The 25,564-nt window shown below is 62.4% G+C and carries 24 protein-coding genes and 1 pseudogene; 7 read left to right on the plus strand and 18 right to left on the minus strand.

The window, feature by feature from the left end; all coding sequences use genetic code 11:
- Nucleotides 1-53: 53 nt before the first annotated feature.
- Complete coding sequence (locus GLL_RS17785; RefSeq protein WP_164929290.1) at nucleotides 54-2,330, minus strand: FG-GAP repeat domain-containing protein; 2,277 nt, start codon at nucleotides 2,328-2,330, stop codon at nucleotides 54-56.
- Between the two features lie 163 nt (nucleotides 2,331-2,493).
- On the opposite strand from GLL_RS17785, the gene GLL_RS17790 reads away from it, so the two are divergent.
- Entirely contained in the window at nucleotides 2,494-3,273 is a 780-nt protein-coding gene (locus GLL_RS17790) for an ABC transporter permease (protein WP_011143437.1), read from the plus strand.
- Between the two features lie 84 nt (nucleotides 3,274-3,357).
- Nucleotides 3,358-3,813 (plus strand): VOC family protein, encoded by a 456-nt coding sequence (locus GLL_RS17795; RefSeq protein ID WP_164929291.1) that lies wholly within the window; start codon nucleotides 3,358-3,360, stop codon nucleotides 3,811-3,813.
- Nucleotides 3,814-3,817: 4 nt separating this feature from the next.
- Here GLL_RS17795 and GLL_RS17800 read toward each other — a convergent pair whose 3' ends face one another.
- On the minus strand, nucleotides 3,818-4,471 hold the full coding sequence (locus GLL_RS17800; protein ID WP_011143439.1) for a glutathione S-transferase family protein: 654 nt from the start codon (nucleotides 4,469-4,471) through the stop codon (nucleotides 3,818-3,820).
- 40 nt (nucleotides 4,472-4,511) lie between these two features.
- The gene (locus GLL_RS17805) at nucleotides 4,512-4,703 is read right to left on the minus strand and encodes a hypothetical protein (RefSeq protein WP_164929292.1); all 192 of its coding nucleotides are present in this window, start codon (nucleotides 4,701-4,703) and stop codon (nucleotides 4,512-4,514) included.
- 128 nt (nucleotides 4,704-4,831) lie between these two features.
- Here GLL_RS17805 and GLL_RS17810 point away from each other — a divergent pair, with 128 nt between their 5' ends.
- Nucleotides 4,832-6,628, plus strand: coding sequence for a sodium:solute symporter family protein (locus GLL_RS17810; protein ID WP_011143441.1), 1,797 nt, complete (start codon nucleotides 4,832-4,834; stop codon nucleotides 6,626-6,628).
- A 60-nt stretch (nucleotides 6,629-6,688) separates the two neighbouring features.
- Here the strand turns inward: GLL_RS17810 and GLL_RS17815 are convergent, their stop codons facing one another.
- The 5 genes from GLL_RS17815 to GLL_RS17835 all read right to left on the minus strand — a co-directional run bounded on the left by GLL_RS17815 (nucleotide 6,689) and on the right by GLL_RS17835 (nucleotide 11,918).
- Complete coding sequence (locus GLL_RS17815) at nucleotides 6,689-6,892, minus strand: hypothetical protein (protein ID WP_011143442.1); 204 nt, start codon at nucleotides 6,890-6,892, stop codon at nucleotides 6,689-6,691.
- A gap of 19 nt (nucleotides 6,893-6,911) precedes the next feature.
- The gene (locus GLL_RS17820; protein WP_011143443.1) at nucleotides 6,912-7,448 is read right to left on the minus strand and encodes a hypothetical protein; all 537 of its coding nucleotides are present in this window, start codon (nucleotides 7,446-7,448) and stop codon (nucleotides 6,912-6,914) included.
- Between the two features lie 443 nt (nucleotides 7,449-7,891).
- Nucleotides 7,892-9,700 carry a substrate-binding domain-containing protein gene (locus GLL_RS17825; RefSeq protein ID WP_011143445.1) on the minus strand — a complete coding sequence of 603 codons (1,809 nt, stop codon included), beginning with the start codon at nucleotides 9,698-9,700 and terminating at the stop codon, nucleotides 7,892-7,894.
- A gap of 2 nt (nucleotides 9,701-9,702) precedes the next feature.
- Entirely contained in the window at nucleotides 9,703-11,421 is a 1,719-nt protein-coding gene (locus GLL_RS17830; RefSeq protein ID WP_164929293.1) for a VWA domain-containing protein, read from the minus strand.
- Nucleotides 11,418-11,918 (minus strand): hypothetical protein, encoded by a 501-nt coding sequence (locus tag GLL_RS17835; protein WP_164929294.1) that lies wholly within the window; start codon nucleotides 11,916-11,918, stop codon nucleotides 11,418-11,420. The genes GLL_RS17830 and GLL_RS17835 overlap by 4 nt, the downstream gene beginning before the upstream one ends.
- A 248-nt stretch (nucleotides 11,919-12,166) precedes the next feature.
- Here GLL_RS17835 and GLL_RS17840 point away from each other — a divergent pair, with 248 nt between their 5' ends.
- A complete protein-coding gene (locus tag GLL_RS17840) occupies nucleotides 12,167-13,600 on the plus strand; it encodes a TrkA C-terminal domain-containing protein (RefSeq protein WP_011143448.1) in 1,434 nt (477 codons plus the stop codon).
- Between the two features lie 132 nt (nucleotides 13,601-13,732).
- Here the strand turns inward: GLL_RS17840 and GLL_RS17845 are convergent, their stop codons facing one another.
- The 3 genes and pseudogenes from GLL_RS17845 to GLL_RS17855 form a co-directional block, all read right to left on the minus strand.
- Complete coding sequence (locus tag GLL_RS17845) at nucleotides 13,733-14,812, minus strand: aldo/keto reductase (protein ID WP_164929295.1); 1,080 nt, start codon at nucleotides 14,810-14,812, stop codon at nucleotides 13,733-13,735.
- Nucleotides 14,813-15,040: 228 nt separating this feature from the next.
- Nucleotides 15,041-15,406, minus strand: a pseudogene (locus tag GLL_RS23790) (glutathione binding-like protein); the annotation flags it as partial.
- Complete coding sequence (locus GLL_RS17855) at nucleotides 15,379-15,861, minus strand: GNAT family N-acetyltransferase (protein WP_011143451.1); 483 nt, start codon at nucleotides 15,859-15,861, stop codon at nucleotides 15,379-15,381. The gene GLL_RS17855 and the pseudogene GLL_RS23790, both read right to left, overlap by 28 nt.
- Before the next feature lie 144 nt (nucleotides 15,862-16,005).
- On the opposite strand from GLL_RS17855, the gene GLL_RS17860 reads away from it, so the two are divergent.
- Nucleotides 16,006-16,794 (plus strand): Uma2 family endonuclease, encoded by a 789-nt coding sequence (locus tag GLL_RS17860; RefSeq protein WP_164929296.1) that lies wholly within the window; start codon nucleotides 16,006-16,008, stop codon nucleotides 16,792-16,794.
- 85 nt (nucleotides 16,795-16,879) lie between these two features.
- Here GLL_RS17860 and GLL_RS17865 read toward each other — a convergent pair whose 3' ends face one another.
- From GLL_RS17865 to GLL_RS17880, 4 genes are all read right to left on the minus strand, one after another.
- Nucleotides 16,880-18,793, minus strand: coding sequence for a transketolase C-terminal domain-containing protein (locus GLL_RS17865; protein ID WP_164929297.1), 1,914 nt, complete (start codon nucleotides 18,791-18,793; stop codon nucleotides 16,880-16,882).
- A gap of 202 nt (nucleotides 18,794-18,995) precedes the next feature.
- Nucleotides 18,996-19,724 carry a RadC family protein gene (gene radC / locus GLL_RS17870; RefSeq protein ID WP_011143454.1) on the minus strand — a complete coding sequence of 243 codons (729 nt, stop codon included), beginning with the start codon at nucleotides 19,722-19,724 and terminating at the stop codon, nucleotides 18,996-18,998.
- A 98-nt stretch (nucleotides 19,725-19,822) separates the two neighbouring features.
- On the minus strand, nucleotides 19,823-20,203 hold the full coding sequence (locus GLL_RS17875) for an ester cyclase (RefSeq protein WP_011143455.1): 381 nt from the start codon (nucleotides 20,201-20,203) through the stop codon (nucleotides 19,823-19,825).
- A 151-nt stretch (nucleotides 20,204-20,354) separates the two neighbouring features.
- On the minus strand, nucleotides 20,355-20,849 hold the full coding sequence (locus GLL_RS17880) for a DUF1579 domain-containing protein (protein WP_164929298.1): 495 nt from the start codon (nucleotides 20,847-20,849) through the stop codon (nucleotides 20,355-20,357).
- Between the two features lie 69 nt (nucleotides 20,850-20,918).
- On the opposite strand from GLL_RS17880, the gene GLL_RS23795 reads away from it, so the two are divergent.
- Together GLL_RS23795 and GLL_RS17890 are read left to right on the plus strand one after the other, a co-directional pair.
- Entirely contained in the window at nucleotides 20,919-21,029 is a 111-nt protein-coding gene (locus tag GLL_RS23795) for a multicopper oxidase domain-containing protein (protein WP_164929299.1), read from the plus strand.
- Between the two features lie 98 nt (nucleotides 21,030-21,127).
- Nucleotides 21,128-22,303 carry an LL-diaminopimelate aminotransferase gene (locus GLL_RS17890; RefSeq protein ID WP_011143457.1) on the plus strand — a complete coding sequence of 392 codons (1,176 nt, stop codon included), beginning with the start codon at nucleotides 21,128-21,130 and terminating at the stop codon, nucleotides 22,301-22,303.
- A 344-nt stretch (nucleotides 22,304-22,647) separates the two neighbouring features.
- Here GLL_RS17890 and GLL_RS17895 read toward each other — a convergent pair whose 3' ends face one another.
- Genes GLL_RS17895 through GLL_RS17905 form a run of 3 tightly spaced genes read right to left on the minus strand, consistent with a single transcriptional unit; the run spans nucleotide 22,648 to nucleotide 25,465 of the window.
- A complete protein-coding gene (locus GLL_RS17895; protein ID WP_164929300.1) occupies nucleotides 22,648-23,325 on the minus strand; it encodes a hypothetical protein in 678 nt (225 codons plus the stop codon).
- Complete coding sequence (locus tag GLL_RS17900; protein ID WP_011143459.1) at nucleotides 23,325-24,845, minus strand: SagB/ThcOx family dehydrogenase; 1,521 nt, start codon at nucleotides 24,843-24,845, stop codon at nucleotides 23,325-23,327. Before GLL_RS17900 ends, GLL_RS17895 begins: the two co-directional genes overlap by 1 nt.
- A gap of 35 nt (nucleotides 24,846-24,880) precedes the next feature.
- Nucleotides 24,881-25,465 (minus strand): M23 family metallopeptidase, encoded by a 585-nt coding sequence (locus tag GLL_RS17905; RefSeq protein WP_164929301.1) that lies wholly within the window; start codon nucleotides 25,463-25,465, stop codon nucleotides 24,881-24,883.
- Nucleotides 25,466-25,564 lie beyond the last annotated feature (99 nt).

The raw sequence follows: 25,564 nt of genomic DNA on the forward strand, positions 1-25,564 counted from the left end.
GACTGTTCAAACGAATTTGATATTAGTAAACGCCCGGCTGGGGCCTACCTTTGTCAGGGCAGCGACGGCACCAGCGTGTTGCGCAGGATGGTTATCGTATCGACACCCGCGAACAACAAGTCGGCCGCTGCCGCCACATCGAGGTCCCCGTCGCCGTCGAGATCGCCCGCCAGCAACTCGGGGCTGAGGGGGCCATCCGCTGTTACGGCGGTCGTGGCGGCACTCGAGAAGCTGCCACCGCCCAGGTTCTCTCGGACAGAGATGCCAACGTTCTCGAACGTCGCCAGGTCAAGATCGCCGTCATTGTCGAAGTCCGCCAGCAACAGGCCCGACGGGTTATCGCCCACCGGCAGGTTCGTCGGAGCGCCGAAGCTGCCGGTGCCGTCGTTGCGCAGCAGGGCCACCACGTCGTCGTAGCGCCGTGAGACGCCGATATCGAGGTCGCCATCGCCGTCGATGTCCCCCAGCGAAAAATCCTGTGGGTTGTCGCCGACCCTGAAGACCAGCGGCGCCGCGAAAGCGCCGCCTGCGTTCTTGAGCACCGAGACGGTGCCCGAGGACTGATCGCGCGTCACCAGATCCGCGTCGCCGTCGCCGTCCACGTCGCCGAAAACCAGATCATCCGGCGAGCCGCCGGTGGTGAGGCTGACCGGCGGGGCCAAGCTGCCGCCGAGATTGCTCAACAGCTGCACGGTACTTCCCGAAGCCGTGGCGATATCGATGTCGCCGTCACCATCCACATCGGCGGTGGCAATGGCTTCCCCCCCCACATCCGAAGAGAGCGGCGGCGCCGTGAATAGACCCGATCCATCGTTGACAAAGATGAACAGAGAGGAACTGTCGGCGACGATCAGATCCAGGCTACCGTCGCCATTGAAATCAGCAAGGGCGACATCGTTAGGATCGGTATTGAAGATAGGGGCCTTCGAGGGAGTAAAGAGGCTGTTGCCCCGGTTGCGGAAGATGCCGATACCTTGATCGAAGTCGCGGGAGCTTGCTGTCACCAGGTCGAGGTCGCCGTCGCCGTCGATATCGCCAAGGGCGGCTGACGAGCTGTAGCCTTGAAGTTTGACCACTTTCGGCGCTACCAGCTGGTTGCGTGAGTTGAACAGCACTGCCAGGTTGTTGCTGTCGTAATTGGCCGCAGCGACATCGAGGTCGCCGTCGGCGTCGAAATCGCCGACAGCAAGTCCCTGAACGCTTTCGCCCGCCACGAAGCGGACCTCACTGGCAAAGTCTGTACCGTTGTTGCGGATTACCGAGACCGTATTTGAAAATCTTCCGGAGGCGAACAGGTCGAGATCGCCGTCGCCATCGAAGTCGCCGCTTTCGATGGCCGAGCCGCCACTGCTGACTTGCGCGGTCTTGGGGCTCTGGCTGAAGACGCCACTGCCGTCGTTGCGCAGGAGCGCGATGTAAGGGGGGGCGTAACCACCGCCTAGGTTGACCGCCAGATCCAGATCGCTGTCCCCGTCGAAGTCGCCGGCTACCAGCGTCTCGGCCTGATTGTAGAAATAAAACGAGGCGATGGTGACCCCGGCGGCAAAGCTGCCGTCGCCGTTGTTGCTCAGCAGGACGGCGCTGGTGTCGTAAGAAGGGCTGTCGATCGCGGCCAGATCGAGATCGCCGTCGCCGTCGAAGTCGCCCGCCACCACGTCGCTCGGATTTGTATAAGGACCGGTACTCACGTTCACGGCCGGGGCGAGGGTGCCGTCGCTATTAAGCAAAATCGAAACGTTGGAGCTGAACTGGTTGGTCACCGCCAGATCCAGATCGCCGTCGCCGTCCAGGTCGCCGCTGGTGATCCCCCGCGCATATTCGCCCACGGCGACGGTGGCCCCAGGGCTGAATCCACCGCTGCCGTTGTTGACCAGGACGCTGACGGTGCCGGAGTCGGCGTTGGTGACGGCCAGTTCCACCCGGCCGTCGCCGTTGAGATCGGCAGCTTCGATCCCACTCGGTCCGTCACCGGCCGGCACCGTGGCCGAGCGGCTGAACCGCCCCCGACCGTTGTTGCTCAGAATCGAGACGTTATCGGAGCCGTTGTTGGCCACAGCCAGATCCAGATCGCCGTCGCCGTCGAAATCGCCCTTGACCACCGCCTCAGGAGCAGTGCCCACCGCCACGGTGGGCGCTTCGGCAAATTCGATGGCGGCCGGTAGCGGTTGGGCAAGACCGGTGCTCAAAGCCAGCCAGCCGATACCGACGGCCGCAGCCCGAGCGAGCGACACAGACATCGACAGTCGTAGACGGGCATGGGCCTTAGACAGGGGGGCTTCTTCGAGTACCTGGCTGGAAAGCTTGGCGAAATAGCGGCAAATCTGTTCCATGGCAACACCGATCTCACTAAAAAGGTGACAGAAGCATACCTGACATACTTCGAATAGTCGTGTATTCTCTTGCACTTGCAGTGAAACGTGGATATTCGGGTGGCATGGCATGGCGGTTGTAGAGCTGTCGGATTTTGCTCCTCGACCCCGCCATAATTGGTCTATGCGCTACGTTCGCGTGCTGCAGCTGTTCTGGTCCACGGCTATCGCCGCCGAGGCGGAGTACCGCGCCAACTTTTTGCTCGCCGCCGTCAACAGCCTCGGCAATCTGGCCGGGAGCCTGTTTGGGCTCTTTCTGTTCTATCGGGCCGACTACACCTTCGCCGGTTGGCGCTGGGAGGAGGCGCTGGTGGTGCTGGGCATCTTCACCGTTTTTCAGGGCTTTTCGGCGACTTTTTTGAGCCCCAATCTCAACCGGATCGTGCAGCAGGTGCAGCAGGGCACCCTCGATTTTGTGCTGCTTAAGCCCATCAGCAGCCAGTTCTGGCTCTCGGCGCGTACCGTCTCGCCCTGGGGGTTGCCGGATCTCTTGTTTGGGATGCTTTTGATTTTCTACGCGGGCGCCCAACTGGGCATCGAGCCGCTCGATTACTTACTTGCAGCGGTGCCGCTGGCCTGCGGTTTTGCGATTCTCTACAGCCTCTGGTTCATGCTCGGGGCGACGAGCATCTGGTTTGTGAAAATCTACAACGTCACCGAGGTGCTCAACGGACTTCTGGAGGCGGGGCGCTATCCGATGGTGGCCTATCCGGTCCCCTACCGCTTCTTCTTTACCTTCGTGATCCCGGTGGCGTTTTTGACCACCATTCCGGCGGAAGCGCTTTTGGGCCGCGGCGAGGTCGGCTGGCTGTTTGCCGCCGGAGCGCTCGCGGCGGGCTTGCTGGTCGCATCGGGATTTTTTTGGCGCTTCGCGCTGCGCTTCTACACCAGTGCCTCCAGCTAGCTGCGGTTCCTCCCGCTGGCAGAACCCGGCCCGGACGGTCCGGTGGATAGTGGTGCCAGGAAAGTCTACGAGCGAGGAGAACCGATGAGCGACCAAGGTTTTACCCACATTGCGCTACCCGTGAGCGATCTTGATGCCACCATCGCCTTTTACGCCCGCTACGCCCGCATGCAGGTGGTGCACCGCCGCAGCGACCCGAAAAGCGGCGACGAAGTGGCCTGGATCACCGACCAGACGCGGCCGTTTGTGATCGTGCTGTTGCAAAAACCGGAAGTCGAGCACCGGTTGCTCCCGCCCGCCCATCTGGGGGTGGCCTGCGAGAGCCGCGAGCAGGTGGATCGCCTCTGCGTCCAGGCCAGGGAGGAAGGCTGCCTGCGCGACGGCCCGGACGATTACGGCCCGCCGGTGGGCTATTGGGCGTTTCTGGCCGACCCCGACGGTCACACACTGGAGTTGTCCTTCGGCCAGGAAGTGACCTTTACCGTCGAGCAGGCGGGCGGAAAATCCGACAAGCCCGAGCCCGCCGGGGTGCACTCCTGAAACCTCAGGGACGGAGGACGGCCAGAGTCTCAGGCTCCTGTCGGGCCGCCTCCAGCCATTGCTGAAAAGGGGCGAGGGCCAACAGCGCCTGGCAGTACCGTCCAAGGTCTTCGTCGAGCAGAACGCCGTAGGTCATAAAGCGGGTGACTACCGGCGCGTACATCGCATCGGCGATCGTGAAGCGGCCGAACAGAAAGTCGCCGCCGCCGCCGTACTGCATGCGGCAACAGCGCCACAGATTGGCGATGCGGTCGATGTCGTCCATGACGGCGGGGGACATCGGCCAACCGGTGTGGCGGGCGCGGGTGTCCATGGGCATCCCGGCGCGCAGGGCGGCAAAACCGGCGTGCATCTCGCAGCTGACGGAGCGCGCCACCGCCCGCACCGCCGGATCCGCAGGCCACAGCCCGGCTTCGGGCAACTGCTCGGCGACATACTCGCAGATGGCAAGCGATTCCCAGATGCGCAGGCCGCCGTCGATGAGCACGGGCACCTTCCCGGAGGGCGAGTGGGTGAGGATCTGGGCGCGGGTCTCGGCGGTGTCGAGGCTGATGCGCAGCTCTTCAAAGGCGTAACCGGCCTGCTTGAGGGCGAGCCAGGGGCGCAGCGACCAGGAGGAATAGTTTTTGTTGCCGATCACCAGAAGGGGAAGAGCCATCGGGTCACCTCCACAAAGATTTTACAAATCGAGGCGGGATTTACTTTTGGGTGTCCTGGGAAGGCGACTGTTTGCGGCCCTTCAGCCAGATCCACACCACACCAATGACATACAGCAAGATGGCCAGCAGCATAGCGGGCAACGCCTGCACCAGGGGAATACCCGTAAACAATAGATACACCGCGACCGCCGCCCAGACGACCAGCGACAAAGCGATCCAGGCTGGACCCATGGCTTGCCTCGCAAGGTCTAGGATCACTGTACCCCCTTGCAGAATCGACGGCAGCGGCAGTAGGGTATCGGCGAGCACACTGGCGCTGCGTTTGCCCGTATTATGTCTGCAGTTTTGATGCGCCGTTTATGCAACTGGAATGGATCGACTGGGCGATTATTGCTGCGTATTTTCTGGGCTCGCTGCTGATCGGGATTGCCTTCACCGGGCGCGCCGGTAAAAGCCTGAGCGAATATTTTGTCTCCGGGCGCAACGTGCCCTGGTGGCTTGCGGGCACCTCGATGGTGGCCACCACCTTCGCAGCCGACACCCCCCTGGCCGTCGCCGGTCTGGTGATCAAAAACGGCGTGGCGGCCAACTGGCTGTGGTGGAGCTTCGTGATGGGCGGCATGCTCACGGTCTTTTTCTTTGCCCGCCTCTGGCGGCGCTCCGGGGTGCTCACCGACATCGAATTTACCGAGTTGCGCTACGGCGGCAAACCGGCGGCACTGCTGCGGGGCTTTCGCTCGCTCTATCTGGGGATCGCCATCAACTCGATCATCATGGGCTGGGTCACCCTGGCCATGGTCAAGATCCTCGGGCTGACTTTGGGGATCGACAAGTGGCAGGCGGTGATTTTGTGCTTTGTCGTGACGGCGCTCTACACAACCCTTTCCGGGTTATGGGGGATCCTGGTCACCGACGCCTTTCAATTTGTGATTGCGATGGTCGGTTGCATCGCCCTGGCTGTCTTTGGGCTGGAGGCGGTGGGGGGCATCGACGGCCTCAAAGCGACCCTGGGCAGTCGCTTCGGCGACGCCGATCCGATCCTGGCGCTCACCCCGGCGGTCGATTCGCCCTGGATGCCCATTGCCACGTTCTTGATTTTGCTGAGTATCGGCTGGTGGGCGTCGTGGTATCCGGGAGCGGAACCGGGAGGGGGCGGCTATGTGGCCCAGCGGGTTTTCTCGGCGCGCAGCGAGCGCGATTCGCTTTTGGCGACGCTCTGGTTTACTGTTGCCCATTACGCGCTCAGGCCCTGGCCGTGGATTGTGGTGGCGCTGGTGGCGATGGCCCTTTATCCGGGGCTGACTGAACCGAAGGCCGACCCTGAGACCGGCTACATCAAAGTGATGATCGACGTATTGCCCACCGGTTGGCGGGGATTGATGCTCGCCGCCTTCGCCGCCGCCTACATGTCGACGATTTCGACCCACCTCAACTGGGGTACGTCCTATCTCATCAACGACTTTTACAAACGCTTCTTGCGGCCGGAGGCTTCCGACAGCCACTACGTCTGGGCGGCGCGGCTTGCCACGGTGCTGGCGATGGTGCTGGCCGGGATCGCTACCCTCAACATCAATTCGATTAGCGGCGCCTGGCAGTTGCTGTTGGCCCTGGGTGCGGGAACCGGACCGGTCTATCTGCTGCGCTGGTACTGGTGGCGCCTCAACGCCTGGTCGGAAATCTCAGCGCAACTGTGCGCGCTCGCAAGCTACGTTGTGCTCACTTACTTTTTGCCGGTGCAGATGCGCCTTGACACCAATGACCCCAACGATCTGGCCCTTTCGCTGGTGGTCTCGGTCGCCGTCACCACGGTCTGCTGGCTGTCGGTCACTTTCTTGACCCAACCGGAGGCCCCGGCGGTGCTGGAGCGCTTTTACCGGCAGGTGCGTCCGGAAGGACCGGGCTGGCGAGTCGTGCGCGAACGGTTGGGAGCCGGTCCGGGCGCTTCGTTGTGGCCCCTGGCGTTTAACTGGCTGTGCGGAGTCGTGCTCGTCTATGGGGCGCTGTTCGGCGTGGGCAAATTGATCTTCAAAGAGTGGCTGGCAGGTGGGCTGTATCTGGCGGTGAGTCTTGCAGCCGGAGCGCTGTTGGTCGTCACGTTCCAGGGCTTCTCGCCGGAACCGGAGCCGCTGCCCGAGCCGCTCGCGGGCGAGGAGTGACATTGCCCAACACGGATAACTTTTCGGCCGACGACCCGCGTTGGTGGGCAATGCACCAAGTCATTCCCCGATGTGGCTCGGCGTCGGTGGTGTTTGATCTTCAGATAAAGCTATTTCCTGAACTCTATCCCGAGCAGAATCTGAATCAGACTCTGCCCCCAGCAATTCGGGACTGACACGACACAGCCGCTGCAAAAACTCTTCGGGGGTGACCTCCCGAAAGTGCTGGTGCAGGATCTGGCGAGCTATTTGGGGATCAAGCATAACAGACTCCTTTTCTGGATCATATCAACCAGACATCCTCGACGACTGCCATATCACGGACAACTACCTGCACATGGGAGCGGTCGAGTAAGGCGGAATCGGGAAAGATCGGGCGGCCTTCTGAAAAAGTAGACCGAACGGTGCGCACAATTTCACCAGCTTCAGCCAGTACATCCACCACATAATTGACAACGGCTCGATCCAGGCGACGGGCACCCGTGCTCTGGCGTGGAAGTGGCTGCCGGAGTTGCAGCTGTTGTACCTGGTATTCCTCAAATGCTTCGGTCAAGACCTCTACCCATCCAATATCAAGCAGATCAATGCAGCCTTCGAGGCGGATGACCGAGCCGATCACAGCGGCGTCATCACCGTACCGCCGGGTGGCCCATTCCCGAGCGCGTAGAGGCGCATCTTGAAAGAAGTAAACGCCATCGCCAAGCCAGTCATATTCGTTGCGGCTGTAGCGAAATCCCGTTCCAAGAATTGACATAGCAGCAGTTACGCTGGTGCCGTGATAACCAATGATGTTTAGACTATGTACTTTTTGACTTTCCACGATCTCAGTTTGGAGATCTCAGGATATAAATACAGGTAAGACAAAATTCAAGGTAATGCTTTACAAAGCATGCTTGCAATTATATGGTAAGCTCGAATTTACACGAAATTAGTGAGAGAAATTCGCGGAGTGCAATCGCTCACAACGATTATAATCATCTAAGTAAGTTTAAAGATTGTCATTCCTTCAAACGTGATCGCCAAAGCGTAATCTTTTTTAAATTGTCGCGTCAACGGCGTTCTGTTCGGCGTGGACAGACTGATCTTCAAGAATGGCGGGCAGGCGGTTTGTATCTGACGCTGGGTCTGGTGGCCGGGGCGCTGTTGGTTCTCACTTTCCAGGGCTTCTCGCCGGAACCGGAGCCGTTGCCCGAGCCGCTCGCGGGCGAGGAGTGACTGCTCGGGCAACGGCATTGACTTGACAGGTAAAGACGGTTCTACCCGTCATTGCGCCCGTTCCCATAGGCGGCGAAGCTCGGCCAGAACCGCCGAATTGGGCGGGGGAAGGACGCGCGCCTGCAGTCGGCTTTGGGCGCCGGGAATCCCCTGGCGCCAGGGGCTGCCGTCCACGGAGCCGACATCGAGATTTCCGGCGACCGGGCGAAAGCCATGGCGCACGAAGACGGCCTGCTGCTTGGGCTGGACGAGGAAGTCTACAAAGGTGCGGGCGGCCTCGGCGGCGCCGCTGTCTACGTCCCGACGGACGATCGCGGCGGTGGAGACGGTCTCAAAAGTCGGATCGAGGTAGAAGATCCCGTAGGGCTTGCCCTGGTTCGCAGCCGACTGCTCCCAGCGGTACAGAGCAACGCTCTCGTAGACGGTGGCCACGTCGGCGTCGTTGGGTCCGCGGGCGATAAATTCCTGCAACAGCACGTCGGTCGAGCGCGGCGGCTGGTACACCGATCGCCTGAGAAGGGCAACGCGCTCCTGCACAGCCGCGCTGCCAGGGCCAATCGCTGTTTTATCGGCCGCAAACAAGGCCAGGGTGAGCTGGCCGGAGCTGGAGCGGGTCGGATCGCTCATCGCAAAGTCGAAGCTTCCCCAGGCGGCGGGAGCCCCCAGTTGCGCCCAACTTTTCGCCGCAAGCGCCCGCTCCAGACGATCCCACCCGAAACGGCCGTCCGGGAAGAGCACCCGGGCGCGCTCCGGCCAGGCGATGGCCACCAGCACCGTCTTCGCCACCGGCCGGGGCGGTTCGTAGAAGACCTCCTCACCCCCCTGGGCGCGCCGGCGCTCCGCCAGTTCTTCGAGAACCTCGCCGTTGGCGGGGATCAAGACGGCCGGGGTGAAAGTGTTCTTTTCATCGATGAAGCGGTTGACGATGTCCTGGGAGCCCTGGAATTTCAGCTCCAAGGCGATATCCGGGCGTTCGCGCTCGAACGCGGCTTTGAGCGCTTGCAGAGGTTCTGCAAGTTCGGTGCCGCTCACCACGATCAGGGTGCGCTTCGGACCCGGCAGAGGAGCGAAGCTCAGCGCCAAAGCCGCCCCGGCGATGGCCGCTGAGACCAGAAAAGTCCGGCGCTCCTGCTTCGGTTGAAGTTGGGTGGCCGGTTCCGGCTCGGCCACCAGCAGTTCGACATTCTGCGCCAGAGCGCTCAACTGCTCGTCGAGCGAGCGCAGGTCGTCCAGTTGCGGGAGATCGGCGGTGCGTAGACGGTTCTGGATCGCCTGGAGCGCCCCGGCCGTGTCGAGAATCAGCGTCGCGAGGGCTGCGACCTGACCGAGGCGCACATCCCGGCCTTCGCGGGCCAGCCCGATATTGCGGCGCAGGCTCACAGAGAGCCCGTCGAGCTGCTCGCGGGCAGCACCGCGGCGGCCCTCGGCCCGGCGCTCGACTTCGCGCAACTGCGCTTCGAGTTCCTCCGCACACAACAGCGAATCCTCGCCTTGCAGACGAGCGCTCAGTTGCTCGACCCGGGCAGGCAGGTCGCGCACGCGGTTGCAGGCGTGCTGCACGATCCCGAGCGCCTCCACCTGGGCGGGGGCGGCAAGCAGCCCAAAGGCTTCGGTGTACAGGCCGTCCGCCTTCTGGGCCAACTCCCTGGCGCGGGTGCGGGCCGCTTCGAGTTCGCGTTCCAGTGCAGGATTTACCCCACCTCGGCGCTTTGCAAGCAGGGGCGCGAACACCCAGGCGGCAAGCACGCCCAGGGGGATGGCTACCCAGGGGCTCAAACCGGCCAAGCGCAGACCAACAAGGACGACCGCCGCGGCGAGGACCGCCAGTGGAACCGAAAGGGGATTGAGGGGGCGCATGGTTAGAACTCCACCTGTAGATCCGCCATCAGGCGCCGGACCGTTCCGGGCTCACCCTCGATGTAATAGCCGCCATTCAATTCGGCGATGGCCTTGAGCGCCTCTGGGTTGAACTGGCCTTCTCCGCCGTAGCCCACGGTGAAAAAGGCGACGCGCTCGTCCGAGGAGAATCCGCTTTTTTGCAGCTCGGCACCCAACCGGTTGAGGTCGATGGTTGAACCGTCGTCTTTCCCGTCGGTCAGGACCACGACGGCGTTGATCGCTCCGGCCCGGCGGTGCTTCACCAGCCAGTCGCGCGCGTAAAGCGCCGCGTCGTACAGTCTGGTACCGCCCTCGGCCTCCAGACCGGCGATGAAGCGCTCGGCCCGTTCGCGTCCTGCCGGCGAGGCATCGGCAAGCATCGGATCGCGGATATCACTGTCGAAATCGATGAGGGCAATGGTCTCCTTGGGGCCGAGGCCATCGATGTAGGCCTGCAGTGTCTGCTGAACGGCGGGCAGTTTGTCGCCTTTCATCGAACCCGAGGAATCGATCACCAGGACGACCAGCGAGGGCTTCTTGGTGTAGGAGCGCCAGGAGTCGAGCATGGCCGCGACCACTTCCGGCTTCGGGGACCGCAGCGAATCATAGCGCGCATTCGGATCCACACCGTACTGGGCTGTGAATTTCTCACCCAGGGGTACCCCCGGTACCCCCGGACGCAGGCCATGCTCGGCCGCGAGCTTCTGGCTTTCGGGGGTGCGCAGGTACGCGAGGATCTGCTCGGCTGCCGCCTGCTCCTGGGGGCTCACCCAGGGGCCGGAGGGCAGGATCGCCCGCATGTTCGAAGTGAACGTCGCCTTCGGATAGACCGCCTCGAAACGCGGTTCGTCGGAGCCTAAATCGCCGTTGGCAGCGATCACCGACGCCTCGTAGACGGAGCCGACCGAGGCCCAGTAGGGGCCGTTGCGGGCCATCGCCTGGGCGAGGGAATCGGTGGAGGTGCCGTAGCGGGTCACTTTGCTTTGCAACTGCTTGACTGCGTCCTGGTAACGGGCCACGTCCGCCGCGTCGAGAGCTTCGGGCCGCTTGCGAGCCATGGCGGCGAACTGGGCAACCAGCGTCTGCAGGCCCGAGTTGGAGCGGGTGGGGGCTGTCTGCACGAAGTGGACGGGCAGGGCGGGGGCACCCGCAGCCAGGTCGCGGTGCACCTTGGCCCGGGCGAGGGCGGCGAAAGGTTCGGCCTGGGCGCGCAGCCCGCCCGCCAGATCCGCGCGGGTCATCAGCACCATTGGACTGCTCGCCAGCAGCGGCGCGTCGGTGATGGCGGGAATGTAGTCCTTACCTGGAAAAAGCCCGTCGATCTGATCGATAAGCTGGCTGTGGTAGATTTCACCGTCGAGCGAAAGCACCGTCGCAAAGCGCGGGTCGTCGGCGCGGATCGAGCCGGCTTTTAGTTGCCTGTTCAAATCGACGAACGTGGCGACCACATCGCCGCTGCCCGCGGCGGTGCACGACGCCCGAAAGGGCGTGCCGTCGGCGAGGGCGGGCCGGGTAGCGTTGAACCGTTCGACCGCCTTGCGGCAGAAGCCGCCCAGGGCACTGCCGACGTGCACCGTGACGTTCAGCCCAGAAAAAGTGTCGGCGGGGGCATTTGGCAAATCGCGACCGCAGCCGCCGATAAGCAACAGAATACCGGAAGCAGCCAAACATCGTTTTATGGTCGATGCTGTCTCACTCATGAACAACTCCCGTGAGAAAGTAAACGTGCAATGTATCCTTGTAGACGCACAATGCGCGATGCATGCAACCACCCGCCGAAAGAAGCCCCAGACTGTTGCGCAAGCGAACGCCCAAAACCGGAAACGTCTCGAGCCAGGCGTTCTTGCGGTTGCAATCGAACCAGCAAAATCAAGGCGTATCTTCTTTCATCAAAAATGCCGGGGCGGCTTTCGCATTGCACCTCAATCGCCGCCGCCGCCGTCGCCGCCGCCGTCGAACCCCCCGCTGGAGTCCTGGGCTTCAAATCCTTTGCTTCTGAAAAAACCGTCCATTGAGTCGAAGTTTGGGTTTGCGCCGAAACGCCCACGCGATAGCTCCATCTCCATAGCCTGCTGCCTGCGCCGCTGCGCAGCCCACTGCCTGCAACCTCTGGCAATAGAGGCCAAAAACCGGCTGAACATGACTCCTCCTTGATGAGGCGAATATCGGGCTTCTTGCCTGCTTCAGTGATTTCCAAAATGCCGCATTTATGTACACAACGCACGACCCGACCACCGGGCTCTTCTTGGCTGCAGATCCCTGTTTGGACGTGCGGCGGCTTGCTTACTTCGCCGACTCTATCTTCCCTGCCTCGGGGGTTATTTCCCCTCACCTGCAGATTATCACAGTGTTTGAATTATCTCAATTATTGAGTAATTATTATTTATGAGCTAAATTATGATATGTACTGCTTTAAATATTTGAATTTCGAGGTGCCATACCTCCATGGGCTCCAAAATCGCGGACACGAGGTCCGGACGCGCGCCGGACCGTGCGCTCCACCTCTCCAATTTGGAGAAGTATATCCTCACGATTCTCCGGTCCTACGAGGCGGCCCTGCACGCCGTCGAGGGTCGGCCGCAACCGCAGCGCTCGCCGCAGGAGGTGGAGTGGTTGCGCGAACCCGGTCTTTGGGGGCTGCGCATTCAGGAAGAACTCGAAAAATGCGGTCTGGAGGTTGCCAGCGGTTCGTTGTACGGTGCGCTGTACAAGCTCGAAGCAAATGGGTACATCAAGGCGCGCTGGGGAGAAGACCGCCCCGGCAATCGGCGGGGCGCCAGGCGGCGGCTGTACCGGCTTGAGCCGAGCGGAGCCGAATCCCTCGAAGTGCACCTCGACGCTGAGGGCGAGCGAATGCAGCGGCTGAGCACCCTTTTCGCGCAACCGGGGTCCGGGGCCGAAGCGGCAAGCGATCTGCGCGTCGATACCGTGACGGTGCCGGATATATGCCCTTACATCATCGGCATGACGCTGGAGGAGGCGTCCCGACTCACGGGGGCGAGCGTCCGGGCGGTGTTGCGCGCTGGCGGCCCGGTGGATCCTTTGCCGCCTGAGACCCGTCTGCTGCGGGGGGATAGTTTGGAGCTGGCGGGGAATTCCCGGGAACTGGCCGACTTTCACAGGCTTCTTGAGGGCAAGCTCGCAGTCGAGCAGGTCACCGCCTGGGTGGCTCTTCCCGACGCCTGCCCGCTGGTCGGCAAAACCCTCGCCGAGGCGGACATCCGTAACCGGACGCGGGCGACGGTGCTGGCCATCCGCCGCGAGGGAAAACTGCTGGAGTATCCCACCCCGCGCACGCGGCTATTGGCGGGCGATTGTCTGGAAATTATGGGCACGCCGTTCGCCCTTGCGGGCTTCCGTAAACTCCTCGATCGCGAGGCGGAGGTCACCCGGGTGGATGAACGGCTGAGGCTGCCCGACGATTGTTTTCTTGTCGGCAAGACCTTGGCGGAGGCGGGGGTGCGCACCCACACCGGCATCACGGTCCTCTGCGTCGAACGCAAGGGCAGGCCGCTACTGGAGCGGCCCATCTCCCGCGCGCGGCTGTTGGGCGGTGACTGCCTGGAAGTGGTGGGAACCCCACTCGCCCTGGCCGGCTTCCGCAAGCTTCTGAGTGCACAATCGCGGGTCGCGGACGGTTGCTGTAGAGAGTTGACGGCCGCCTGCCCGCTGGTGGGCATGACCCTGGCCGAGGCGGACATCCGCAGCCGCACAGGGGCGACCGTCGTCGCCATCGAGCGCGGCGGCGCGTTCATGGAGTGCCCCACTGCCGAGACCCGGTTACTTCAAGGGGACATCGTCCACCTGGAGGGTTCGCCCGCGGCTCTGCATGCCTTCCACGGGTGGTGGGGCGCCATGGCGCACAATATCGCCCGGTGAGAGCCTGATGCCCCACTTCGAAGCTGTCTCGCAAGCACCGACCGGCGACCGCAAAGCTCCCTTGCGCGAGAAGCCTCTGGTGCAACCGACGGCCAGGGGACGACAAGGGCGGCATTCCTCCTTGTCGGTCCACTAACGGCGCAGCAGCGGTCGATCGATCTGATCGAGCGTGCCGCCGTGGACGAAGTTGTTGAGCATTTCGCCTTGCAGAAAGTCGTGCGGAAAGCCCAGTTCGATCCCGGAGACCGCTTCGAGCCGCTGCATCTGCTCGGGGGTAAGGGTGAATTCCAGACAGCCCAGGTTGTCTTCGATCTGCGAAGCTTTGCGCCCCCCGATAATCGGAATCACCGTGCCTGGCTGCTGCCTCAGCCAGTTGAGCGCCACCTGGGGCGCGGTGCGGTCCACTTCCTCGGCGATCTTGCCAACTTCCGCCGCGATGTTAAGGTTGCGTTCAGTGAGTTCGGCGCTGATGCCGCCTTGATCCTTGCGCTTGGAGCCTCCGCCGTTGTCGTCTCCTTCTTCTTGCGCCGCTTCCGAGTCTTTGCCTTTGTTGTACTTGCCCGAGAGCACACCGCCCGCCAGCGGGCTCCAGGGAGTAATGCCGAGCTCAAGGGCGTTGGCCATCGGCACCAGGTCGCGTTCGGGGGTGCGTTCGATCAGGCTGTACTCGATCTGCAAGCCGATGAAAGGGGTCCAGCCGTAGCACTGAGCGAGGGTATTCGCTCGGGAGACAATCCACGCGGGCGTGTCCGAGATGCCGATGTAGAGCACTTTTCCCTGGCGCACTGCGTCGTCGAGCGAGCGCATCACCTCTTCGATCGGGGTCATGAAGTCCCAGGCGTGCACCCACAACAGGTCGATATACTCGGTACCGAGGCGCTTGAGGCTGCCCTCGATTCCCTGCACCAGGCTCTTGCGGGCGTTGCCGCCGGCATTGGGATCGCCGGGGCGGGTGTTGGCGGTGTACTTGGTGGCTACCACGAACCGGTCGCGCTCCGGTGCGATAAATTCGCCCACCAGTTTTTCGCTGGTGCCGTTGGTGTAGGCGTTGGCCGTATCGATAAAGTTGCCGCCGACATTGGCAAAGATGTCGAACATTTTGCGGCTCTCCTCGCTCGAACCGCCCCAACCCCACTCGTCGCCAAAGGTCATCGTGCCCAGGCACAGCTCCGAAACCCGCAATCCGCTTCTACCCAGCAATTTGTAGCGCATGACGCTCCCCTGAAGGTAAATCAATAAATATTGCTCGCGACAACAAAGACCGCGAGATATGCTGAAGCTTAACGAAGCCGGGTGAGGAGTAGCGACTGCCCTAAGGCGGATAGATTGAGGAACCACAGACAGGTTCTACATCTATATTCGCCTTATAGATTACTGTACGTGTCTTTCCGGGAATTATACATAACCAACGCATAAAATTCGATTCCAGCAACGCTATGTTCAACTCGAAGGCTTGTACTCGCCGCCTCGCTCCAGTGCGCGCCGATAGGCCGGACGCGCGTGGATGCGGTCGAGGAAGGACATGAGTTTGGGTCGGCTTGCGTTTAAACCCGCCCGCACGGTGGCTGCCACCAACGGAAAGCTCATCTGAATGTCGGCTGCAGTAAATTCGCCACCTGCAAACCACAAGCTTTTGGCGATCTCCGCCTCCAGATAATCCAGGTGCTATGTGAGCTGCGGGTCGATGAAGGCACTCTTGACACCTTTGGAGATAGCCCGTGCAATCGGCCGCACGAAAAAAGGCATCGGTCCCTGCTCGACGCGGTCGAAAACCAGCTTCAACTCGCTCCCAGTCGCATAATAAATTCTTCGACCTGCTCGCCGCGGGCGTTGGCAAACCCCTTATCTTCGCCGCAAATTGTGAACCCACATTTTTCCAGAACCCGGATGGAGGCGATGTTGTCTTTGGCGGCACGGGCATAAAGAGGGCGGGTGTTTATATGGCCCACAAACCCCAAAACTGCTTTGGTGGCAAATCCTTTGCCCCAGTATTCCTTCCCAAGCCAGTAGCTGATGGACGGTTTGCCGAACTGTTCAAAGCTCGCGACGTAGCCCGCCACATGCCCGTCGCAGAGAATGGTTTGTGTTGCAATAGCGTCGTCTTCAAAAATCCTGGTCCAGCGCGCCATGAAATGATCCCTGTCCGTCGGATCTCCGGAGGTGAAGGCGGCCATATAGTTGGCGTCCGGATCCAGTTGCTGCTCGAAGAAAATGGGGAGGTCGTCTTCTGTCGTATCCCGCAGGAAAGCATCGCTGGTCATCGAGTTTTCTCAACAAACTTCGGTGTACAGCCTCTCAAGGCATGCTCCCAGATTACTCCGGTGTAGAAAATCCAGTTGCCGGCCACTACCCAACGGAACTGAGCTGAAAGACAATGGCAGCAAAGCCCATTACCTGTGCCGCCGATGACCACGCTAGTTTCACAAATTCACTACCCGAGCGGAGATGGCTCACCTGTGGCCGAAACTTATGTGCATCTCTATGCCATCCTGGTGACGCTTGAAGTGCTCAAGCAGTACCTTGAAGGGCAACAGGCCACGGTGCTGGCCAACCAGTTTCTCTACTACTCCCAGGGCATTCCGACCGCTAGAGTCGCCCCGGATGTGATGGTCATCTTCGGGGTCGAGCCGGGCGGACGCGACAAATACAAAGTCTGGGAAGAAGGACAGGTACCGGCTGTCATTTTCGAAATGACTTCTCCCAGCACCCGGACAAAAGACAAAGACTTCAAGAAAAATCTCTACGTCCAGTTGGGGGTACAGGAGTACTGGTTGTTCGATCCCAAGGGCGAGTGGATCCCGGAGCAGTTGGAGGGCTACCGAAGCCTCACCGTCGAGGTGGACGACGAACTGACGCCGATATTCCTCCCGATCACCGATGGCTGCTCCCAGGTTCTGGGACTGCGGCTGCAGGTCGAAGGAGCGCTGATCGGCTTCTACCGTCTCGATACTGGGGAAAAGCTGCTAATCCCAACCGAACTGGCCGTCGAGCTGCGCACCACCGCCGCAAGATTGGAGCAGGAGCAGCTTGCCAGACAACTGGCCGAGCAACGCGCCGAGCAAGCCGAGCAACGTGCTGAACAAGCTGGGCAACAAGCGCAATTAGACAGACTGGGCAAAGAACAGGCCGAGCAGCGTGCTGCGGCACTGGCGGAACGGTTGCGGGCTCTGGGCGTCGACCCGGACAACCTTTGAGTTACCGTCGGCCTTCTATCTGGATGAGATGAGTAATTCGCGAACCGATTTGCGCGACACGAGTAAATCGGTTCGCAAAAGTCCCCTAGCCCACCAGTTCCTTCACCTTGGCTATGATCCCCACCGGGTCGATACCCTGGTGCGGGAACTGCTCCCACAGGCCGCCGCAGCCTTCTTTGTGGGTGCCCAGGTGGGCGAATTTGGGGGCGTAACCGCGCTCCAACAGCCAGGAGCCGAAGCGGCTACCGAGGCCCGTGCGGCGGTTGAACGATTCAACCACCAGCACCATCGGGGAACTGCCGACTTTGGCGAGCATCTTTTCGTCGATGACGTTGAGGGTCGGCTTGTTGATGAGACCCACGTCGATGCCCTCCTCCTTGAGGCGTTCGACCGCATCGAGCGCCCGGTAAAGCGATTCGCCGAAGCTCACGATGTAGCCCGCCGTGCCCTCGCGCACCACCTCGTCGGCACCCGGAGTAAAAGTGTAGCCTTCGCCGTGCAGGTCCTTGCCGTCGGCATCCAGGATGTTGGGGGTCTTGGAGCGCGTCGAGAAGATAAAGCGCAAACCCGGCTGGTGGAAGACCGCCTCCACGCAGGCTTTCATCTGGGCCGCGTCCGCCGGGAAGTAGAGCCGGGTTTCGTAGCCGTCATCCAGGCCGTTGTCGGCAAAGAAGTTGTTGAGGCCGAAGTGGCAGGTGTTGTCGGCCATGTCGTCGATGCCGGAGTGGGAGAAGTGGCACAGCACGTTCGAGTAGTTGAGCCGCGCCATGGTGATCTCTGAAATGCACATCTCCAAAAAGGCGCTGAAGGTCCCGAAGATGCCCTGCTTGCCCTTCTCCATGCCGAAACCGGCGGCGGCGGAAAGATTGCCCCGCTCCATGATCCCAGAGGCGACGAAAATTTCCGGGAAAGTGTCGTGGATCTTCTTCAGACCGCAGGAGCCTTCGAGGTCGCTGTCGATGCACATGACCCGCGCCTTGCGCTCCGCCGCGTCCATGCGGCCCAGCACCGCCACCACCGCCTCGCCGAAGACGTTGCGGTTGGAACCCATCTGGGTGCCTGAGCCCAGGAAAGTGTAGCTCTGCTTGGGTTTGGCGACGTTTTTGAGGAACTTCACCGCCTCGCTCTGGCCGCGCTTTTCAAGATAAGCAACCGCCAGATCCACCGAAATGACGTCGTGGCCGTGGGTCGAACCCTCGAGGCCGTCGATGCCCACGCACATGGGGCGCTTGTTGACGACGGCGACCGGGCCGGCGGCGGTGATCGCCGTACAAATGCGGGCGTACAACCCGTCGAGATCTTCGCCGTCCCCTTCATCGATGGCGAGTCCGTGGCCCGCCAGGGTCTTGGCGACGCTGAAGCCCGGCAGGTACTTCGACGGGTGTCCGGCGATTGTCACGTCGTTGTCGTCGACGATGAGCTTGACGTTGAGCCCTTGGGCGACAGCAAGGCGGGCGGCTTCCGCGTCGTTGCCCTCCTGCTGCGAACCGTCCGAACCCAGGCAGAAGACGACCTTATCGGGATTGGCCATCGCCACGCCGTTGACGTAGGGCCACATGTGCCCGAGCCGTCCGGAGCTGAATTTGACGCCGGGGGTGAGCCCCAGTTCGGGGTGACCGGGCAGGTGCGAATCGGCGGCGCGGTACTGCAGCAGTTGCTCGAAGGGCAATTCGCCGTGCAGGGCCGCCATCAGGTACTGGGTGGCCACCCGGTGACCGGCTTCGTCAAAAAAGATGGGCACAAACTTGTCGGGATTGCCCCGGAAGAGCGCTTCGAGGATCATCACCTCGGGCACCGTGTCGTAGGGTCCGCCGGTGTGGCCGCCCACTCCCCGGGCCGCCCCGGTGGCGGTGAAGAACACAATCGCATCGCGACAAAACTGGATATTCGCTCTGAGCGTCTCGCGCTGTTCGGCGCTCAGCACCGGATTGGCAAAATCCAGCGCCAGCGGCTTGTAGGCACTGATATCGATCGGAAAGCGAACGGTGGTTGTTGTCATGATCCACATCCTATTTAAGGTGCCGTCAGTCGGGGATGTGACGATTGCGATGCTCTCGCTGAGCGGATTTGCGCCCGCGTATCAAGCATCGGTTTCCAGGAAAACCTCGGTCCTGCGCGCCCCCGCCTACGGAGTTTTTGCCCCGGTCACGCTCATAGTAAGTGCAGAGACTGGCCGAAAGCAAGGCGAGTGCGCACACCGCTCACGCCCGCCACAGGGCGGTGAGCCGCCGGAGGCTCGTGAAGTTGCCCTGGCCGAGGATGACGTGATCCAGCACGGGAATTTGCAGGGTGCGACCGCACTCGATCAGTTGCCCGGTGAGGCGCAGATCCTCTGGCGAAGGTTCGGTCACCCCGGACGGGTGGTTGTGGGCGACGATGATCCCCGCCGCCCCCTGACGGATCGCCTCGCGAAAGATTTCGCGCGGATGGGCGAGGGTCTCGTCGATCGTGCCGACGCTCACAATCCGGTGGGCGATGAGCCGGTTTTTGACATCGAGCAGCAGCACCGCGAACTGCTCCTGGCGGGCAAAAGCCAGTTCGCCCCCGAGTACCGCCGCCACCGCCTGCGGCCCGTCGATCACCGGTCGCTCCCCGCTGCTGCGGACCACGAACACCCGCCGCCCAAGTTCGATGGCCGCAAGCACCGCCGCCGCTCGGGCCGGACCGACCCCCGGCTGCAGCATCAACTCCGCCGCGCTCACATCGCGCAGGTGCACCAGTGGTTCGCCCCCGGCGCGACCGAGGGTGTGCAGCACCTGCTGGGCAAGCCCCAGAGCGCTCAAGCGCACAGCGGCCTGGCCGCCGCCGAAGAGCACCGCAAGCAGTTCGGCGGTGGCCAGTCCCCGCGCGCCATGGGTCAGCAGGCGTTCGCGGGGGCGTTCGGCAATGGGCAATTCGGCAATGCGCGGCGTATGCATGGCAGGCAGCATACTGCCCCGCCTGCACCTCGGGCGAGCCGCCCCGCCTCGCCGCACAAGACCGCACGGCATCAAAAAAGAACGTTCTTGCCGGGGGCGGCACGGGTGGATTACAAATTGACGGCGTTGCGCGTTTCTACCAGCTTGCCATCCGCGAGCCGGTAGAAGCTCATGCCCGAGAACTCCACCGGCTGACCTGTGGCGGGCATGCCGCCGAACTCACCGACCTGCACGCCGCTGCCCGTCCAGCGCACCGCCACCGTGTCCCCTTCTGCAATCAATTGCTCGATCGCAAAATGGACCGGCTCGAAGGCGGCAAGAATTCCCTTCAAATCTTGCCGGGCACCCTCGATTCCCTGGCCGGGCGGGTTGTGGCCCTTGTCGAGGTAATCCGGTGAGATAATCTCATCGAGGACCGCTTCGCGTTTCTGGTTGTAGGCTTCCTCGTAAAAGCGCCGCACCACCGCTTTGTTTTCGTCCGGGCTTGCCATTGCTGCCTCCTGCCGGTTGCAAAAAAATCAGGACAATACTATTACTAACGCAGCCGGGCTTAGAAGGAGGTGTTGTACACAGCACGGCCTCACAAAAAACCCGTCGGCTCACGCTGCTACCGGCTTGCCGTTCAGAGGCAGGTTCATTGCGCTACGGTTTGCGCCGGTAGCTCGCCGTCATAAACCAATGCCACTGCCCGTCGTCGCCCAGCATATGCGATGTCATCACCCGGTGGTCGTCGCTCTTGAATTCGATCACGTCCCTGTACTTTGCCGTCTTTGCTTCGGTGGACAGGGCGGGTCCCTCGGCATTGAGCGTCAGCACATTGTTGGATGTGTCCAGTTCGCCGTCGTACACCCAGAGACAGCTCATCATCGAGCCGACCCACGTGCCCACGTACCGCTGCTTTTGTGGGTCATAGCCAAGGGTCATCATCGTCGTCGCGGCACCGCCACCGGGCATCCCACCCTGCCCCTCCGCCACAACCCACAGCCCTCCGAGCGATCGAACACTCTCGGTTCCTGTAGCCTTTTCAGAGGGCTGATCCGGACCCATGGTCGCTTCCGTTTCGCATTCAATTTCGCATGTCCACTCACCCACAAGCTTCTGTAGCCACTGGTGTTCGTTCTGCGGTTCGGTCTGCATCGTTGACTCCTGTTGGGTTTCGTTGGTCTCCACTGCTACGCCTCCTTCGCTGTCCAAAGTTTACCGCGAATGTGGACTTTTGTCCATTTATACCACTGCCACATCCTGGAACACGAGGACGGCGGCATGATGGGCACCGTTGAGGCGCGGCTGGTCGGCAAGGTTCCGCCACAAAAATAATAAGGAGAGAACCGCAGTGGACAGCCACCCACTTGGCGGGTGGTGTTGATGTGCAGCCGGAAAAACGCGGTAGGATAGCGAAGTATCCAGGACTACATATGCGTTTGGCAACCCGGCTGGAGAAGCTCCAGTCCAACGTGTTTAGCTTGATGGACGAGGCCAAGGCCAGAGCCCGCCGAGCCGGCCTCGAAGTGGTGGACCTGTCGCTCGGTTCGTCGGACCTTTCCCCCCCGGCCCACGCGCTGGAGCGCATCCGCGAGTCGATTCTCGATCCGACTTCCCACGGCTATTTGCTCTTTCAGGGCACCCGCTCCTTCCGCGAAGCCTGCGCCGCCTGGTACGAACGCCGCTACGGTCTGGCGCTCGACCCGGAGACCGAAATTCTGCCGCTCATCGGTTCTCAAGAAGGTACCGCCCACATCCCGCTCGCGGTGCTCGATCCGGGCGATGTGGCACTATTGACGGATCCGGGTTATCCGTCCCACGAGGGGGGAGTGCACCTAGCGGGCGGTCAGATCTATCCGCTGGCCCTCAGGCCCGAGACGGGCTATCTACCGCAACTGGAGCAGATCCCCGAGGAAGTGCTGGAGCGCAGCCGCCTGCTGGTACTGAGCTATCCCCACAATCCCACCGCCGCCACGGCGACCCTCGCCTACTTCGAGCGGGCAGTCGCCTTTTGCCGCGCCCACGACATCGTCCTGGTCCACGATTTTCCCTACGCCGACTTTCACCTGTCCGGCGAGCAGCCGCCCTCGATTTTGCAGGCCGACCGCGAGCGGGCCGTGGCGATCGAATTTTTCAGCCTCTCCAAGTCGTTCCACATGGGAGGCTTTCGCATCGGCTTCGCCGTCGGCAACCGCGATCTTGTCGCCGCCCTGCGCCAGGTGAAGGCGAGCATCGATTTCAACCAGTACCGCGGCATCTTAGACGGGGCGGAAGCGGCCCTGCGCGGTCCGCAGGACTATGTGCGCGAGGCGGTGGCCGTCTTTCGTGCTCGTCGCGACCGGGCGGTGGCGGCCCTCGCCCAGGCCGGCTGGCAGGTACCTGCCCCCGAGGCGACGATGTACCTGTGGGCGGCGCTACCGGAGTGCTGGCGCGGTTCTTCGGCCGAATTTTGCATCCGGCTGGTGGAGCAAACGGGCGTGGCCCTCGCCCCCGGCTCCGGGTTCGGTTCCTCCGGTGAAGGCTACGTGCGCTTCGCACTGGTGCGCTCGGAGGACATGCTCGAACGGGCAATTGCGCAGATTGCCGGGTTTTTGCAGAGAAGCTGTTAGAGCAGGTGTCACGGTAAAACTGCTCCCCGCCCAGGTTTCCAGCTGCCCTTCTGGGCGCAGCGCACACGCAGAACTGTGCCGCAGTCGACACGCATCGTGCAGGCCCTGGAAGAATAAACCGCTCCCACCCACACAGCCTCGTTCTCAGTAGTGCCGCTAAGTCCGGGGGGTGTCGGGGGGCCGGCAGCCCCTCGACGCGGGGAGGGGGAGAGCGCGAGAGGGGAACCCGAAGGGGGTTCCGCCTCTCGCTCCACAGACTATCGTGCAAAACCAACCGCCAGGTGTCAGGTTGAAAGCCAACACATCGAGCTTCCCTGATGGTGTCCGGGCAACTTGAAACCGCTCTAGAAGCCGATCAGTTCCAGGTTCACCCCAAAGCTGGTGTCGGTGCGAATGGATGAATTGACCCACTGGACGGTAGTAGTCAGCCGCAGGCGCGGATTGAGCGAATAGCCGAATTCAAGCAGCAGCCGGGTAATTGCCCCACCCTCATCGGGGGTCACCCACGAAGGGATAAACGCGATATCGGCGGCCCGCGGCGAGAGGGCGAATAAAAACTTGGCCCCCGCCTCCAGACCGTTGCGGGTGATCCCGTCGATCACCAGGTTGCGGTAGCCGAACTGGGGGGCGATGTTGAAGTACGACCCAAGGGGCAGGATGTAATAGCGTGCGTTTGCCCCCCACTGCTGGTTGCTGGTGCCGCTGCGCCAAAAATCGCCGCTCAAGCTCAGGCGCGTCCCCCCCAGAACGATATCCTGCAGCGTCGCGCTATAGGCAATTTCACCGCTGCGGCTGGGGGTGAAGGCGATACCGATGCCTAGGCGGGTCGGAAAGGCCTGGCCGTTTTCGATGTCGTAGAGCAAATCCGGCGGGTTGGCGATCCAGCGGCGGAAGACCGGGCTTTCTCGCTCCAGTTCGGAGTTGGGCAGCGGTTTGGATCCCGGCGGCGCGAGGGGAGTCTGGGCAGCGGCGCCGATGGCCGTCAGCAACAGCAGCACCGCAACGCAGGACCAGCAGTGCATCACTCGCCGCCCCGCTGCGGCTGCGGGCGGCCAAGGGTGGTGATATAGAGCACGGCCTCCTGCTCTGGGATACCCAGCACTTCGTTGACCTCGTCGTCGAAGAACCCGCCGATGCCGCTCACCCCCAATCCCAGGCGGATGGCGGCCAGGTTGAGCCGTTGGCCGAGGTGGCCGCTGTCGAGATGAAGCGTGCGGTAGACCCGCTCGCCGAAGCGCTCCGCCGCTGCCTCTAAATCGGCGGTATGGATGACGACGGCACCGCTGTCGCGGCCGAGTTCCTGACCCAGACAGAGGTGGTGCACCTCGCGGCGAAAGTGCTTGAAGCGAATCTGGCGCAACTCGCCCGCCCGGGGCGCGTAGTAATAGCAACCCGCCTCCAGACCCTCCACACCCAGCACGACCACAAAGGTCGAGAGCAAGAACAAATGGGCGTACTGCGGATCGGGATCCAACCCTTGATCCTTGTAGCGCTGCGGCCGGTAGGTGAAATCGAGCAGGGCGGCCAACTCGTCAAATCTGAGATCCGCACCGGTGTACTGCCGGGTGGAGCGGCGGCGCAAGATGGTCTCGTCCAATTGCCCCCGCCAGTCGAGCGCTTCCCCAGCCACCGGCACCTTCAGACAAAACGGAAAGTTGTATTTGTCCTCGGTTCCGCAGTCGCTCACAGGCCCTTTGGGGGGGGCGACGAGCTTGGACACCTCGTGCAGGTAAGCGAGGCGCTGGCCCTCGGGAATGGGCGGGTAATCGAACTGCACCGGCGAGGGCAGAGCCGTGGGACCGTCTTCGCGGTCCGCATCCGCCCCCTCGGCGAGTACGGCCACCGCCAGCACTTCCTCTTCTGAGGCCGGCAAAAATAACAGCGCGTTGAGCCCGTCGTCGGCAAACCCGGTAATCAGCCGGACGCGATAATCGGCGAGGGCGGCCGCCAGTTCCAGATTGCCCAGCAGGTGGCCGCTATCCAGAAAGACCCGCCGGTAGGCCCGATCTTCATACCGCCATGCCGAGCGATAAAACACGCCACTGACCACGACCGCGTAGGAAGCGCGCTCGAAGGCGGGATGCCCGAAACACGCCTCGCGGGCTTCCTCCCACACATCCCCGCTCCAGAAGCGCACCAGACTGTGGCTGGGCACCTGGTAGTTGTAGATCCCAGGCGGCAAGCGCGGATCGTCGCCACGGCTTACCAGATACACTTCCGCCGGGTACAGCCCGCCCGCCGAAGGGGCGGCGCGCATATAAAAAGGCCGCTCGGGGTAGGCCACCACCGCCGTCGCCCCGTAAGTGAGATAGAGCACCCGCGACAGGCGGCTGCGCGGATCATCCGCCTGCTCCAGCGGCTGGCCGGGCAGGTAGGGCCTCAGATCGAGCAGTTCGCCGGTGCGGTACTCCTTGGTGGCGGTGGGCTGCTGCGACCAGTCGAGGGCGCTCCGGCGCCGGGTCAGACCTTCGGGAGAGTACTTGGTCTTCTCGTGGTAAAAGAGGCAAAAAGGAGACGCCCCAGGGGCCTGCGAACGCGCCATCAGCCTTCAGCGGTGCAGTGCTACCGCATGATAGCCTACGGCTGCTCGCCCACCGGCAGCGGACTGTGCTGCGCTTCGTCGGGGACATCCTGGGCGGGAGCCACCTCGGGAGCCGCCGCCCCCTGCCAGGCCAATTGCATCGCCTGCAGCACCAGTTCGGGATCGACAAGCTTGCCGCGGTGGCGCAAGGTCCAGTGCAAGTGCGGTCCGGTGGAGCGTCCCGTGCTGCCCACCGCCGCCACCACTTCCCCGGCGCGCACCGTCTGGCCTTCCTGGACGCCCACGGCGCTGATGTGGCAATACGTACTCGTCCAATCGCCCGAGGTGACGACGACATGCCAGCCGCAACGCCCGTCGTAGCGCACCGTGCGCACCTGCCCGTCGGCCCAGGCCCGGATGTAGGTGCCCACCGGTGCGGGCATGTCGAGGCCGCTGTGAAATTCGCGGCGACGGGCGCCGGTGGGCGAGGTGCGCCAGCCGAAGCGCGAAGAAAAGCCGCTGAAGTTTTCAAGCGGAAAGGAGACCTGCCGCCACAGCGCCAGTTGGGCATTTTCGCTGGCCGGGGCCGGTAGGCCCAGACTTGCAAGCAAAATGGCGACCAGAACTGGCCTGCACCACATCGACGGCATCTCCCCACAACTGCCGTAAGCTTACCCCAAAGTGGGGAAATGCAAGAACAATATATCCTCCGCAAGGGAGAGGCCCGGTGAGGGATCTCC

It is taken from the genome of Gloeobacter violaceus PCC 7421 (assembly GCF_000011385.1).
In the GTDB taxonomy this organism is placed as follows: domain Bacteria; phylum Cyanobacteriota; class Cyanobacteriia; order Gloeobacterales; family Gloeobacteraceae; genus Gloeobacter; species Gloeobacter violaceus.